Source organism: Flavobacterium sp. GCM10022190, from assembly GCF_042656445.1.
Classification (GTDB): domain Bacteria; phylum Bacteroidota; class Bacteroidia; order Flavobacteriales; family Flavobacteriaceae; genus Flavobacterium; species Flavobacterium nitratireducens.
This window is the reverse complement of the sequence record NZ_JBHSOQ010000003.1, coordinates 567,681-580,448: the sequence shown is the minus strand read 5'-3', so window position 1 is coordinate 580,448 and position 12,768 is coordinate 567,681. Positions and strand designations below refer to the sequence as shown.

The following is a 12,768-nucleotide window of genomic DNA, read 5'->3' as shown; positions in this document are numbered from 1 at the left end:
TTTTTAGGATAAAAAAATAGACAAGTACTATCTTTACCTCATGAATACTCTAAAAGTGAAACAATGTTCCAATTGTGGGGGCAGCTTTGATTGTGGCGATAGTGCTCCAGATAAAAAATGTTGGTGCAATGATTTTCCTCCCATTTTTACAATTTCTGAAAACGGAGATTGTTTATGTTCAAACTGTTTTAAAGATTGTTGCTCCATAAAAATTGAGGAATATGTCTCAACTATAACTCCTCAAACCGCTTTGACGAATAAAGCAAAAGAGTTGCCTAAGACTCAAAAAATGATAGAAGGAATAGATTATTATTTAGAGAATGGAAATTATGTTTTCAAAGCTTGGTTTCATTTAAAAAGAGGAAGTTGTTGTGGAAATGGCTGTCGTCATTGTCCGTATTGAATAATTAACAATTTATAATTAAAAATTAAAGGATGATTTATTTCATAACAGGCGGAGAACGTTCCGGAAAAAGCAGTTATGCTGAGAATTTAGCCAAAGAGTTATCATCTAAACCAATGTATGTGGCTACGGCTCGAAAATGGGATGAAGATTTTCAAAAACGAATTGACCGCCATCAAAAAGACAGAGACGAACATTGGATAAATATCGAAAAAGAAAAATTTTTAAGCGAAATTGATTTCTCTGGGCAAGTCGCTGTAATAGATTGCGTAACTTTATGGTTGACTAATTTTTTTGTGGATACTCAAAATGATGTCGAAATGAGCCTGAATCAAGCTAAAACTGAATTTGAATTAGTGGCTAATCAACCGGATGCAACCATTATTATCATTTCTAACGAAATAGGAATGGGCGTTCATGCAGATACTCATATAGGTCGAAAATTCACAGAATTGCAGGGATGGATGAATCAATATTTGGCTAAAAAGGCCAATAAAGTAATATTAATGGTCTCTGGAATTCCAGTAATAATAAAGGAGTAGTTTTTGCTCAATTTAAAACCCTATGTCAACATTAGATGAAATACTAAAATCCCGCCGTGATACCCGACATTTTACTAATGATGCAGTTCCTGATGAGGTTATTAAAAAAGCATTGCAAGCAGGGCATTGGGCACCTTCTGTGGGTTTGACAGAAGCTACAAGATACTATCTCATTCATTCAGTTGAAGTTAAAAAAGCGATTAAAGTGTTGTTTTTGGAATACGATAAAAAGGCTGCTGAAAGCACTGATAACGAATCACAAAAACTACAGTATCAAGCGCTTAAATTGGAAGCTATCGAAGAAGCGCCATTAGGATTGATAATTGCTTATGATCGATCAGTATTGAATCAATTTACTATAGGAACTGTGGGAAGTAATGAAGCAATTAAATTTAGTGCTGTTTGTGCTGCTCAAAATATTTGGCTATCGTTAACTGAACAAGGATACTCAATGGGATGGGTTTCAATTTTAAATTATTACCAATTCAAGAAAATTTTAGGATTGCCTGAACATATAGAACCACTGGGCTATTTTTGTGTAGGCAAACCTGCCACCAATTATGATAATCAACCGATGTTGCAACAATTGCAATGGAAACAAAAATCAGAAGTTCCTATTGTTAACGAAATTACTACTTTGACTTCTGTAGAAGATTCTTCACAAGCAAATTATAAGGTCTTGAAAAATGAGGGGATGTTTTCTGTGGAGATGCTGCAACAAAAAATAGATCAAAAGACAAAACCAATAGGCTCATTGGGCATCCTAGAAAAAATAGCTTTGCAAATAGGAACTGTTTTTCAAACTTTATCGCCCGAAATAACCCAACCTCATTTAGTGGTCTTTGCTGCTGATCATGGAATTGCCCAACATGGAGTTAGTGCTTATCCACAAGATGTAACCAGACAAATGGTGACTAACTTTTTAGAAGGTGGAGCGGCCATTAATGTGTTTTGTAAGCAAAATAAAATTTTTTTATCGGTTGTAGATGCAGGTGTTAATTATGATTTTCCAAGTAATACTGCTTTGATTTCAGCCAAAATAGACAAAGGAACTCAGTCTTTTTTAAATGGTCCTGCAATGTCCATGAAGCAAATGGAATTGTGTTTTAGAAAAGGAAAAGAAATCGTTAATGTGATTGCTCAAAAAGGTTCTAATTGTATTGGTTTTGGTGAAATGGGCATTGGAAATACAGCCACTGCTTCGGTTTTAATGAGTGTACTTTGTGATTTTTCTATTGAAGATTGTGTGGGTAAAGGAACTGGTGTTACTGATGAAAAATTAGAATTTAAAATAGCTATTCTTAGGAAGGCAATCGAGAATTATCAAGGGGCAAAAGAGTTAGACTCGTATTTGGCTTATTTTGGAGGTTTCGAAATTTTGCAGATAGCTGGAGGTATGCTTGAAGCACGTGAGCAAAATAGTATTATCCTTGTGGATGGTTTTATTTGTAGTGTTGCTTTTTTAGTGGCTTTTAAAAAGAATCCTGATGTAATTAAGAATGCTATTTTTAGTCATCAATCGGCTGAAAAAGCACATAAAAAATTATTAAAGTATTTGGGCGTTTTCCCTTTATTACAATTGGATTTGCGTTTAGGTGAAGGAACGGGTTGTGCATTAGTTTTTCCAATTGTTCAATCAGCAGTTGCATTTTTAAATGAAATGAGTAGTTTTGAAAGTGCTGGTGTGAGTGAGAAGTAGATTGCAGAATGCAGATTTTAGATTTAAATTATTTATATTAAAATGAAAAAAGAACTCCATATATTTTTTACTGCGCTATTATTTTATACCCGAATTCCTTGTCCTAAAAACATCAATCATCACCCTGATTACTTAAATAAAGCTTCCAGATATTTTCCTTTAATAGGGTGGATTGTGGGCGGAATTTCATTTGTAGTATTTTATTTGTCTTCTTTGGTTTTTTCAGTGGAAATAGCTGTCATTCTTGCAATCATAGCTAGTATACTGACCACAGGGGCTTTTCATGAGGACGGTTTTGCCGATGTATGTGATGGATTTGGAGGAGGATGGACAAAAGAGAAGATTCTCTTAATTATGAAAGATAGTGCTATTGGTGCTTTTGGTGCTATTGGTTTGGTTTTACTTTTTTTGTTAAAGTATCAGAGTTTGGTTCAAATGATAAACAGTGCAAGAGTTCCAGATTTTGGTTTTGGATTCTGGAATTTCCATTTTGGAATCGTTCTTCTTTTTATAATTGCTCATTCGTTGAGTCGATTAGCAGCCATTTCGATAGTTTTTACTCATGAATACTCTCGCGAGGACGCTAGCAGTAAAAGTAAGCCTATTGCTCAACAAAATTCTTGTAGAGAAGTATTGGGGGCTTTCTTTTTTGGATTAGTTCCACTTGTTATAATGTCCTTCTTTTTTTGGCAAATTTTATTTACGCTGATTCCAGTTTTTCTATGCCGATTTTTTCTGGCTCGTTATTTTCAAAAATGGATAGGGGGTTATACGGGTGATTGTTTAGGGGCAACGCAGCAGCTATGTGAAGTAGTGTTTTATTTATCGGTAATTGCACTATGGAAATTTATTTAATACGTCATACCGAAACGGTTTGCGAAAAAGGTATTTGTTATGGTCAATCAGATGTGGATTTGAGAGAACCTTATATAGAACAATTTGAATTAATAAAACAGCAAATTCCAACAGATGCTTTGGTGTATTCTAGTCCATTGTCACGTTGTACTCAATTAGCAAATTATTTATCATCAGAAGTAATCACCGATTCTCGTTTGATGGAAATGAATTTTGGAGAATGGGAATTAAAAAAATGGGATGTAATTCCTGAAGCTGATTTTACGCCCTGGATGACTGATTTTGTGAATGTGACTGTTCCTAATGGGGAATCTTTTGTTGAATTGCATAATCGGGTGATGGATTTTTGGAAAGTAAATATTCAACAAAACACGGCTAAAAGGATTGTTATTGTTACTCATGCAGGTGTAATTCGAAGTATACTATGCGCTTTATCAAACCTTGATTTAAAAGATGCTTTTGCTAACAAAGTTGATTTTGGGATGGTAATTAAAGTAAAAGTATAGTTTGGTTGTTGGGTTTTAATCCTTTAAAATACAGTGTTTTTGTATGGGTTTGTGGGAAATTTGATTTAATTCAAATTCCGCATTAGAAAAAGCGGAGTCGATAAATTAAATTTAATCAATGTTTTTAGTGAAACATTGAAGATTTCCTATATCGGGTTAACGCTAATAGAATCATTATTGTCTTATTATCATATCTTCCAATGATTAATTCAGGTTTAATTTTATTTTTTGTAAAATTAAGTTTTATCTTTGCCGCCGTATTGAGGTGGCTTTTTCAATTTAAGAAATAGCCTTAAAAGGGAATCAGGTGAAAGCGTTTAGAAACGGAAGTTAGATTTCAGGATGTATATCATAAATCTTAAATCTTTCGTCTAAAATCTTAAATCCCGAGCTGTACCCGCAACTGTAAGCTATCAAGCTTGTTGTTTCTACAAAACCATTGTCCGCCACGGCGGATGAGAAGGTCAACAACAAGACGCAAGCCAGGAGACCTGCCTAAATATTAATTTAAATCGAGCTCTCGGGAAAAAGAGTTGTGAAATTATGACTTTTAAGATAAGGTTTTCTTTTTTTTCGTTTTTTTTGTGCCAGTTCATACTTGCGCAAGCTGATACTATTACTAAATTGAAAGAAGTAGTCGTATCTGATGCAAAACTTCTAAAATATTCTTCATCTCAAAGCATTTTAAATTTGAATGATTCTATCATGGATAAGAATCAAGGTTTGATGACGAATTTATTGAATTTTAATTCTACCATATATTTTAAAGAATATGGTCGTGGTATGCTTTCTTCTATTTCTTTTAGAGGAACTACGTCTTCTCAAACAGCTGTGATTTGGAATGGAATTAATATTAATTCACAAATGAATGGAAGCACTGATTTTAATACACTCTCAGGGTCTGATTATAATTCAGTTAGTATTAAAGCTGGAGGGGGAAGTTTAATCTATGGTAGTGGTGCAATTGGAGGAACAGTGCATCTTAATAATGATTTATTTTTTCATGATCATTTTGAAAACAGTTTGAAGTTAGAATATGGGAGTTTCAATACAGTTGGAATAAATTATAAAACCAATATCTCTAATAAAAATTGGAATACTCAAATTGGATTTTCAAGAAACTCTTCAACAAATGATTATAAATATAAAAATAAGTATACTTGGAGAGGGGAACAACGTTGGAACCAAAATGGAGAGTATGAAATTATAACTTTAAATGCTGTTTTAGGATATAAGCTTAATGCAAAGAATTTACTTAAATTTTACACACAAACATCTAATACAGATCGTAATACTTCATTAATTGTAGAATCGGAAACAAAAAGTAAATATGTTAATGGTTTTAATAGAAATTTATTAGAATACACGGGAGATTTTGGACGATTTAAATCTAGTTTTAAAACGGCTTATATTTTTGAAAATTATCAATATTTTGCTGATAATTCATTGAGTGATTTCTCATATGGTAAAACGGAAAGTTTGACTACTAAAGCCGATTTAGAATATACGTTATTTAATACTACTCAAATTAATGCTGTGTTAGATTACAACCGAACAAAAGGTTTTGGAAGTGGGTTTGGGGATCATACTCGCAAAATTTGTTCTGCTGCTTTTTTGGTGAAACAAGATTTTTTTTCGGATTGGAAAAATGAAGTTGGCATTCGAAAAGAATTCACAAATAATTATAAATCGCCAGTATTATTCTCGCTGGGTTCTTCGTATCAATTTTCTGAAGTTTACAATTTAAAATTTAATTTATCTCGTAATTTTAGAATACCTACTTTCAATGATTTGTATTGGAATCAAGGAGGAAACCCTAATTTAAGACCTGAAAGTTCCTATCAGGTGGAACTGGGAAATGTATTGAGGTTCCATAATTTGTCCCTAACGCAAACTTTTTATTATTATAAAATCAAGGATTTATTACAATGGGTTCCTGGTAGTAATGGTCTATGGACACCTCAAAATACAGATAAAGTTAATAGTTATGGTGCAGAAACTCTATTGAACTGGCGTAAACAATTTGGGAAAAATATTGTCGCATTAAATACAACTTTTGCACATACCATATCTGAAAACAGTGATACTAAGAAACAGCAATTTTTTGTTCCATATAATAAAGTGACTACTGGGATTTTTTATTCACGAAAAGATTTGTCTGTTAATTATCAGTTTTTATATAATGGTTTTGTTTATAAAAGATCCGATAATGATCCTAATGAAATTATTGAAGACTATTTTCTATCCAATGTTGGAATCGATTATGATTTAAAGTTTTTGGAAACATTTAAAATAGGATTTCAAATATTGAACTTGTTTGATAAATCCTACGAAAGTTTGGAAAATAGAATTATGCCTGGACGAAATATTAATATATATATAATCTTTAAATTCTAATATGATGAAATTGACTAATTTGTTTCTAACAGCACTTTGTGTGATGTTTTTTGTTTCTTGTTCTAATGATAATGATGAATCCAATGAGCCAAAAGGAACCTATGATAATGGTTTTTTTATTTTGAATGAAGGAAGTGCAAATCAAGGAAGTGTTTCTTTTTCTAGTGACGATTTTGAATTCTTTGAAAAAGATGCCTACACTAAATCGAATGGAAGTGACTTACTAGGTAAATATGCTCAAAATATCTTTTTTTACGAAGACAATGCTTATATTATTGCAGGAGGTTCGAATGTTATAAATGTTGTTAATAGATATACTTTTAAATTAGTTGCAAAAATTGATACAGGACTAAAAAATCCTAGATATGGTGTGGCTAAAGATGGAAAAGCATATGTAACTAATGCAAATACCTATGCTCCATATGGTAAACCTGCTGATGATCCGGCGGTAATTACAGGTAATACCGATGATTATGTTGCGGTTATTAATTTAAATACCAATACTTATGAATCTAAAATTGAATTGAATGCTACAGCTAATAGAATTGTTTTAGAAAATGGTAAATTATATATTACTGAGCCGTATAATAGTACCAAATTATTAGTTGTTAATGTTGCTACAAAAACTTTGGAATCTTCGATTGAAATAGGTTCAAGTGCAGATTGTCTTGAACAAGAAAATGGTATTTTATATGTTTTAAGAAGCCCTTATGGAGATAGAAGTGAATTGGTAAAAGTAAATTTATCTAACAAATTGGTTTCTAGAGTTTCATTCCCAGAGACTTTGGATGGAGCTTCTTTTATGGATATTGAGGATAATAAAATTTATTACACAGTAAATAATTCCGTTTATGTAATTAACTCTAATGCTACAGCAGCTTCAACTTCTCCAATTGTAAATGCAAATTTGGGATATTTGTATGGTTTTGCTGTAAAAAATGCTAGAATTTATATTGCAGATAGTGGCGATTTTAAAGCCGATAGTAAAGCTTATATTTATAATTTAGCTGGGGTGTTGCAAAAAACTCTAGAAGTTGGGGTTGGACCAAATGGTTTTTATTTTAATAATTAAAATTTAAGAGATAACAAACAACAGTATATCATTTTTTTTTTTTTTATTGAAGTGCCCCAAAAAGTTAGATACTATTTGGGGCATTTTTATGGAAAGAAATTAATTTATGATTATGTGTTTATTTAGAAAGTCTAAATCTTTTTTTTACTTTAATTCCGATAGGTATTCTGAAATAGTTGTCGCAATTTTATCTTGAGAATTACTATCTGTTAAATATTTATAGTCATTTTCATTAGTAAGAAATCCTAATTCGACAATTACTGCTGGTGCATTACTGTTTTTAAGGATATAAAATGGTGCTGTTTTAACGGAACTTGATTTGAAAAAGTCATGTTTTAAAAGTTTTTGTCTTAGTTCGTTTGCTTTTTCAACTGATTTATCTGAGAATTTATTTTCCTGTGACGTATAAAGTTCTAATCCTGATTTCGTATTGTCCTTGTTTGCGTTTATATGAATGGATAAAACAAAATCAGGTTTAAGCGAATTAATATATTCCGTTCTTTCTTGGAGTGTTAGTGTCTTGTCTTTATTTCTTGTAAAATGAATGCGAACATCGTTGTTTGTAGATTTGATTTTCTTAGCAAGTGCTTCTACCAGTTGTTTTTCGCTAATTCCGTTTTTTGTAGCTCCGGCGTCAGTACCACCATGGCTTACATCAATCACTACTTGTATTGGAGAAATTGTTGTTTTTTTGGGTTTGTCAAAGCCCAATAAAATTACTGCTGTAGTAATTAATAATAATTGTGTGATTTTTTTCATGAGGTTGGTTTTTAATGGTTACTAGTAACTAACAACTTTAAAAATAACAAATTATTGTATCTATGTAAAATATTTTTTACTTTTTATAAGTCTGATTTCTCGTTAAAATACATCAAATTCATTCCTCTTAATGTTTTAGAGTCGTTAAGATGAATAAAGTTGGTTGTAGTTTTTTCTGGTAGGGTGTATTTAGCGGTTCCAGTGATCTTCCCAATTGCTGTACTTAATAAGGGCTCGTTGGGTTCACCTAATATTCCTAAAGTTTTTATTCTTTCTGTTACTAGGTGATTAGGTATTAATCCATCTAAATAATCACTAAAACCAACTGAATTTTGAGACTGCGCAACAATAGGTTGCATAGCGTAGCGGTGATTTTTATTTAATCCGGTTTTTGTCAAACTAGGAGAGTCGTAAAGTGTAACTGAGGCTACATTTTTTCCATAAGTATAATCTCCTATTTGTACAACGTTAATATAGGGGTCTAATCCGTTAATGATTAACTCGCTTGCCGATGCGGTGCTTCTGGTTGTTAATACATAAACTTTGGTGAGATTTAAACTATTTAAAGCGTTTCCATCAATTGTACTAACGAAAAGGTATTTTTTATTGAGAAAAGATTTTTTAGTGTTATAAGCTAATTCATTGAAGATTTTACCTGTAAATTGTCCTGTAATCATACTGGCTAATCGTATCGAACTATTTACAGAACCACCACTGTTGTATCGCAAATCTAAAACCAGTTCTGTAATTCCCTCTGATTTGAAAAAACCAAAGGCATCATTTAGTTGGGAATCGTAACTTGGATAAAAACCATTGTACATTAAATAACCAATTTTGTGTGCTCCGCTAGTAATTACTTTTTTAATTAATATTGGATTTTCGGCTAAGGTTGTTTTGGTTAGGCTGAGATTTTTTCCATTTGGAGTAATTACAGGGTTGTTGTTAGAGTCGTATGTTAAATCAGCAAAATTTAAAGTGTAACTTTCGGCATTGCTAAAAAACAAATTGGCATAATTGTTTAGATTAAGACTTGTTCCGTTAATACCATAAATGACTTCACCACGCTTAATGTCTTTAGCTGCTGCATCCGAATTAGGGATGATGTAGCGGACGTAGGCAATTACCTGATTGCTGTTTTGTGAAATACGACTAAAGCCAAATTCTACACCATTGCTTTTTGAAGTTCCTTGTAATTGTTGTTCCAAAGTGGTGTAATCGCTTACTATCCAACTAAATTGGTCTACAACACCATATTGATTAGCAGCATCAGAATCGGGTGCTCTGTATAGTAATTTTTCAAATAGATTTTCAGGAGAAAATGGTTTTAAAAAATTTTCATATTCGGAATTGTTCGTAAATCGGTTGTCTGCTAAATCTGGAACTTTTTCCTGCCACAGATACATTTCATTTAATCCTCTCCAAATAAATTTTTGGACATCTAAATCAGTGTTTTCTGGTAATGAGTCATCATTATCCTGACAGCTTTGTAAGGAACATAATGAAATAAAAAGAAATAATAGGCGTTTATATTTAAGTTTCATTTGGAATAACTTTTAGGCTATTTACGTAAAAATACTATCTTTAGTTTTGTTTTTAGGGCTTTCATTTCGAAATACTCTATAAAACTAGTTAAATGTATTGGGAGAATAAAATAAAAAGTCGTTTTTTGGCATGGAAATGGTTATACCTATTTAATAATTTAGAAACTATTTAAATAAAAAATATAGATATGAAAAAAGTAATACTAACGATGTTAGTTGCATTTGCTTCAACTTCGTTTTACGGACAAGCCGTTTTTGATCAGTTTAATGGTAAAGATGAAGTTGTTTCGGTAGTAGTGAATAAAAAAATGTTTGAATTAATGAGTAAAGTTAAAGTTGATGCTTCTGATAAAGAGACGCAACAATATTTAAAGTTGATTCAAAATTTGAATGATTTAAGGGTTTTTTCAACTACGAACAAAGCAGCAGCTCAGAAAATTAAGGAAGTTGCAGATGGCTACATTAAGACTTCGGCAATGGAGGAGTTAAAAAAGGTAAATGAAAATGGTAAACAGATAACAATTGATGTTAAAAGAACAGGAAATTCAAATGTGATGAATGAGTTTGTGATGTTTATTCAGGATGATACGAATGGTATGAGTCGAACAGTTTTAATGTCTTTGACAGGTGTTTTTAATCTGGCGGATATTTCAATTTTGACTGATAAGATGCAAATTCCAGGCGGAACCGAATTGAAAAAGCTTACTCAAAAGTAAGCGATAGTATTTGTAAAAACAACAAACGCTGTTTCATTTTGAAACAGCGTTTGTTGTTTTATGTCCTCTTGAAGTGTTTATTTGCAATAGGTTTTTAGATTTTGAGAAGCGCTTTTACTGCCTAATTTCAGGGCTTTTGAAAAATCAGCACAGGCCTTTTTTTTCTCTCCAAGGTGAATATAGGTTAGTCCTCTAAGGTTGTATGTAAGATAATCTTCTTTGTTGTATTGAAGTGCATAATCGCAATCTTTTAACGAAGATTTGTAATCTTTGAGTTTGTAATAAATATTAGCTCTGGTTGTATAGGCATAAATATTGTCATTATGCATTTCTAGCGTTTTGTTCACATCTACTAATGCTCCCTGTAAATCGTTTATTTTGATTTTTTCCATACTTCTATTCAAATAGGCAGGAACAAAATCAGGTTGAATTTTTATGGCTTTATCGTAATCTTGAATGGCGCCTTTGGTATTGCCTGCTTTTGATTTTTTCATTGCTTGGTCAAAATAATTTTCAGCAGCAGTTTGTGTCCAACCTACAAATGAGATTAGAAGTAATGAGTAGAGTAGGAGGTTTTTCATAATAAATTATATTTTTATTTAAAAATGATAACGCAATGTAATAAACAAAGTTGTGTTGGTTGTTAAATATTTTGGAAATAAAAAATATAACGGTATGTGTAATCTATCCAGTTATGGGGTAGTGCGCTAATTTAAATAAAAATCGAAGGAAAGAGTGTTCAAAATGAGTTGGTGGAAGTACCTTTTTTGAAAAATTGAACAGCTGATTTTTTTAGTGACCACGGTGGGATTTGAACCCACACGCCCTTGCGAGCACCACCCCCTCAAGATGGCGAGTCTACCGTTTCTCCACGTGGCCTAAAAGTAAAAAAGGTTAAGTAAAATATACTTAACCTTTTGTGACCCGACTGGGGCTCGAACCCAGGACCCCATCATTAAAAGTGATGTGCTCTACCAACTGAGCTATCGAGTCAATGCATCAGAAAACATTTTTCAAGTGAATCACTTAATTTGTGACCCGACTGGGGCTCGAACCCAGGACCCCATCATTAAAAGTGATGTGCTCTACCAACTGAGCTATCGAGTCTTGCATCGTTCCCTGATTGCGGGTGCAAATATAAGGACTTTATTTTAAGTTTTCCAAGCATTTTTATTATAAATTTGTCTTTTTTTAATAATAAATTTTAATACCTTAATTTATAGGGTTTTATTCTATGAAGAAAATTGTACTGTTAGGTTACATGGGTTGTGGTAAGTCTACAATTGCCAAAGAATTATCAAAAAAGATAGAAATGCCTTTTATTGATTTGGATGATTTTATCGAGAAAAAGGTGAATTCACCTATTAAAACAATATTTGCCGAAAAAGGCGAAATCTATTTTAGGAAATTAGAACATGAATGTTTTGTGGAATTGTTGAATTTCTCAGAAACTATAATTGTTGGTTTAGGAGGAGGAACACCATGTTATGCTAATAATCATGAATTACTCAAAAGAGAAGATATTGTTTCGATTTATTTGAAAGCTTCGATAGAAACTTTAGTAAATAGATTGTCTTCAAATAAGAGCAATAGACCCCTTATCGCCAACAAAAACGATGAGGAGATGAAAGAGTTTATTGCTACTCATTTATTTGAAAGAAGTTTTTATTACAATCAGGCGCAATATGCTGTGGCGGTTGATAAGCAAACTATAGAACAAACGGTTCAAGAAATTTTATCCATTTTAGCTTAACCAAGCATAACTATTACCGTCTAAATCAAATTCGACTTGTACATGTTCTAATAAGGAAGTAGAAAGGGAAATTCCTTTGAAATCGGCTTTTACTGGGTATTTTTTATGATTACGATCGACTAAAACGGCTGTTTTGAATTTTTTTAAAGGCACATCCAAAAAGTGTTTTACCGCATAGATTAGGGTGGTGCCTGAATTCAATACATCATCAATAAGAATTAAACCTTTATTTGCGTATTCTTCTGCTGAAATAGAGGTTTGTATAGCCAATTGCGGATTTAGTTTATCAACATGAACTTCACATAAAATTATTTTAAGGTCAGAGATTGATTTTAGTTCTGAAGCAATTTTTTCAGCAAATACATATCCTTTGGTTGCAATACCTGCCAAAACTACTTCTTCCTCATCTATAAAGGTTTCGTAGATTTGGTAAGCAATACGTTTTGTTTTGTGTTTGATTTCTTGGTCTGTTAGAATGATATTTTTGCTCATAATTTGTTTTTTTGCTAATATAACTAAATTTAA

Annotated in this window: 13 protein-coding genes, 3 tRNA genes and 1 riboswitch; of the genes, 9 read left to right on the top strand and 7 right to left on the bottom strand. The window is 32.1% G+C overall.

What is annotated here, in order from left to right; genetic code table 11:
• Positions 1-40: 40 nt before the first annotated feature.
• The 7 genes from ACFPTQ_RS12605 (at position 41) to ACFPTQ_RS12575 (ending at position 7,474) form a co-directional block, all read left to right on the top strand.
• Positions 41-403, top strand: a complete 363-nt coding sequence (locus tag ACFPTQ_RS12605; protein ID WP_379777884.1) for a DUF5522 domain-containing protein — start codon at positions 41-43, stop codon at positions 401-403.
• A 32-nt stretch (positions 404-435) separates the two neighbouring features.
• Complete coding sequence (locus ACFPTQ_RS12600; protein WP_379777883.1) at positions 436-945, top strand: bifunctional adenosylcobinamide kinase/adenosylcobinamide-phosphate guanylyltransferase; 510 nt, start codon at positions 436-438, stop codon at positions 943-945.
• A gap of 22 nt (positions 946-967) precedes the next feature.
• Positions 968-2,644, top strand: a complete 1,677-nt coding sequence (cobT, locus tag ACFPTQ_RS12595) for a nicotinate-nucleotide--dimethylbenzimidazole phosphoribosyltransferase (protein ID WP_379777882.1) — start codon at positions 968-970, stop codon at positions 2,642-2,644.
• A 42-nt stretch (positions 2,645-2,686) separates the two neighbouring features.
• Positions 2,687-3,499 carry an adenosylcobinamide-GDP ribazoletransferase gene (locus tag ACFPTQ_RS12590; protein WP_379777881.1) on the top strand — a complete coding sequence of 271 codons (813 nt, stop codon included), beginning with the start codon at positions 2,687-2,689 and terminating at the stop codon, positions 3,497-3,499.
• Positions 3,484-4,005: an alpha-ribazole phosphatase gene (gene cobC / locus ACFPTQ_RS12585; RefSeq protein ID WP_379777880.1), complete on the top strand. Its 522-nt coding sequence runs from the start codon at positions 3,484-3,486 to the stop codon at positions 4,003-4,005. Before ACFPTQ_RS12590 ends, cobC begins: the two co-directional genes overlap by 16 nt.
• Positions 4,006-4,251: 246 nt before the next feature.
• Positions 4,252-4,519, top strand: a riboswitch (cobalamin riboswitch).
• Positions 4,520-4,629: 110 nt separating this feature from the next.
• Entirely contained in the window at positions 4,630-6,402 is a 1,773-nt protein-coding gene (locus ACFPTQ_RS12580) for a TonB-dependent receptor plug domain-containing protein (RefSeq protein ID WP_379777879.1), read from the top strand.
• A gap of 4 nt (positions 6,403-6,406) precedes the next feature.
• A complete protein-coding gene (locus ACFPTQ_RS12575) occupies positions 6,407-7,474 on the top strand; it encodes a YncE family protein (RefSeq protein WP_379777878.1) in 1,068 nt (355 codons plus the stop codon).
• A 144-nt stretch (positions 7,475-7,618) separates the two neighbouring features.
• Here ACFPTQ_RS12575 and ACFPTQ_RS12570 read toward each other — a convergent pair whose 3' ends face one another.
• Together ACFPTQ_RS12570 and ACFPTQ_RS12565 are read right to left on the bottom strand one after the other, a co-directional pair.
• Positions 7,619-8,233: an N-acetylmuramoyl-L-alanine amidase gene (locus tag ACFPTQ_RS12570; protein WP_379777877.1), complete on the bottom strand. Its 615-nt coding sequence runs from the start codon at positions 8,231-8,233 to the stop codon at positions 7,619-7,621.
• An 83-nt stretch (positions 8,234-8,316) separates the two neighbouring features.
• Positions 8,317-9,774, bottom strand: a complete 1,458-nt coding sequence (locus ACFPTQ_RS12565; RefSeq protein ID WP_379777876.1) for a S41 family peptidase — start codon at positions 9,772-9,774, stop codon at positions 8,317-8,319.
• A 188-nt stretch (positions 9,775-9,962) separates the two neighbouring features.
• Between ACFPTQ_RS12565 and ACFPTQ_RS12560 the strand changes: the two genes are divergently transcribed.
• Positions 9,963-10,490, top strand: coding sequence for a DUF4252 domain-containing protein (locus ACFPTQ_RS12560; protein WP_379777875.1), 528 nt, complete (start codon positions 9,963-9,965; stop codon positions 10,488-10,490).
• 77 nt (positions 10,491-10,567) lie between these two features.
• On the opposite strand, the gene ACFPTQ_RS12555 is transcribed toward ACFPTQ_RS12560, so the two are convergent.
• The 4 genes from ACFPTQ_RS12555 to ACFPTQ_RS12540 all read right to left on the bottom strand — a co-directional run bounded on the left by ACFPTQ_RS12555 (position 10,568) and on the right by ACFPTQ_RS12540 (position 11,597).
• Positions 10,568-11,071: a tetratricopeptide repeat protein gene (locus ACFPTQ_RS12555; protein WP_379777874.1), complete on the bottom strand. Its 504-nt coding sequence runs from the start codon at positions 11,069-11,071 to the stop codon at positions 10,568-10,570.
• Positions 11,072-11,286: 215 nt separating this feature from the next.
• Positions 11,287-11,369, bottom strand: a tRNA-Leu gene (locus ACFPTQ_RS12550).
• 41 nt (positions 11,370-11,410) lie between these two features.
• A tRNA-Lys gene (locus ACFPTQ_RS12545) sits at positions 11,411-11,483 on the bottom strand.
• Positions 11,484-11,524: 41 nt separating this feature from the next.
• Positions 11,525-11,597 (bottom strand) — tRNA-Lys (locus ACFPTQ_RS12540).
• A gap of 127 nt (positions 11,598-11,724) precedes the next feature.
• Here ACFPTQ_RS12540 and ACFPTQ_RS12535 point away from each other — a divergent pair.
• The gene (locus ACFPTQ_RS12535; RefSeq protein WP_379777873.1) at positions 11,725-12,243 is read left to right on the top strand and encodes a shikimate kinase; all 519 of its coding nucleotides are present in this window, start codon (positions 11,725-11,727) and stop codon (positions 12,241-12,243) included.
• On the opposite strand, the gene ACFPTQ_RS12530 is transcribed toward ACFPTQ_RS12535, so the two are convergent.
• A complete protein-coding gene (locus tag ACFPTQ_RS12530; RefSeq protein WP_379777872.1) occupies positions 12,235-12,735 on the bottom strand; it encodes a phosphoribosyltransferase family protein in 501 nt (166 codons plus the stop codon). The two genes, ACFPTQ_RS12535 and ACFPTQ_RS12530, sit on opposite strands and share 9 nt — an antisense overlap.
• Positions 12,736-12,768: the final 33 nt, after the last annotated feature.

Bases quoted from the DNA above. Each gene is read 5' to 3' on its own strand.
- ACFPTQ_RS12590 (WP_379777881.1), top strand. From the start codon at position 2,687: ATGAAAAAAGAACTCCATATATTTTTTACTGCGCTATTATTTTATACC.
- ACFPTQ_RS12605 (WP_379777884.1), top strand. From the start codon at position 41: ATGAATACTCTAAAAGTGAAACAATGTTCCAATTGTGGGGGCAGCTTT.
- ACFPTQ_RS12530 (WP_379777872.1), bottom strand. From the start codon at position 12,735: ATGAGCAAAAATATCATTCTAACAGACCAAGAAATCAAACACAAAACA.
- ACFPTQ_RS12570 (WP_379777877.1), bottom strand. From the start codon at position 8,233: ATGAAAAAAATCACACAATTATTATTAATTACTACAGCAGTAATTTTA.
- ACFPTQ_RS12555 (WP_379777874.1), bottom strand. From the start codon at position 11,071: ATGAAAAACCTCCTACTCTACTCATTACTTCTAATCTCATTTGTAGGT.
- ACFPTQ_RS12560 (WP_379777875.1), top strand. From the start codon at position 9,963: ATGAAAAAAGTAATACTAACGATGTTAGTTGCATTTGCTTCAACTTCG.
- ACFPTQ_RS12565 (WP_379777876.1), bottom strand. From the start codon at position 9,774: ATGAAACTTAAATATAAACGCCTATTATTTCTTTTTATTTCATTATGT.
- ACFPTQ_RS12535 (WP_379777873.1), top strand. From the start codon at position 11,725: ATGAAGAAAATTGTACTGTTAGGTTACATGGGTTGTGGTAAGTCTACA.
- ACFPTQ_RS12575 (WP_379777878.1), top strand. From the start codon at position 6,407: ATGAAATTGACTAATTTGTTTCTAACAGCACTTTGTGTGATGTTTTTT.
- ACFPTQ_RS12600 (WP_379777883.1), top strand. From the start codon at position 436: ATGATTTATTTCATAACAGGCGGAGAACGTTCCGGAAAAAGCAGTTAT.
- cobT (WP_379777882.1), top strand. From the start codon at position 968: ATGTCAACATTAGATGAAATACTAAAATCCCGCCGTGATACCCGACAT.
- cobC (WP_379777880.1), top strand. From the start codon at position 3,484: ATGGAAATTTATTTAATACGTCATACCGAAACGGTTTGCGAAAAAGGT.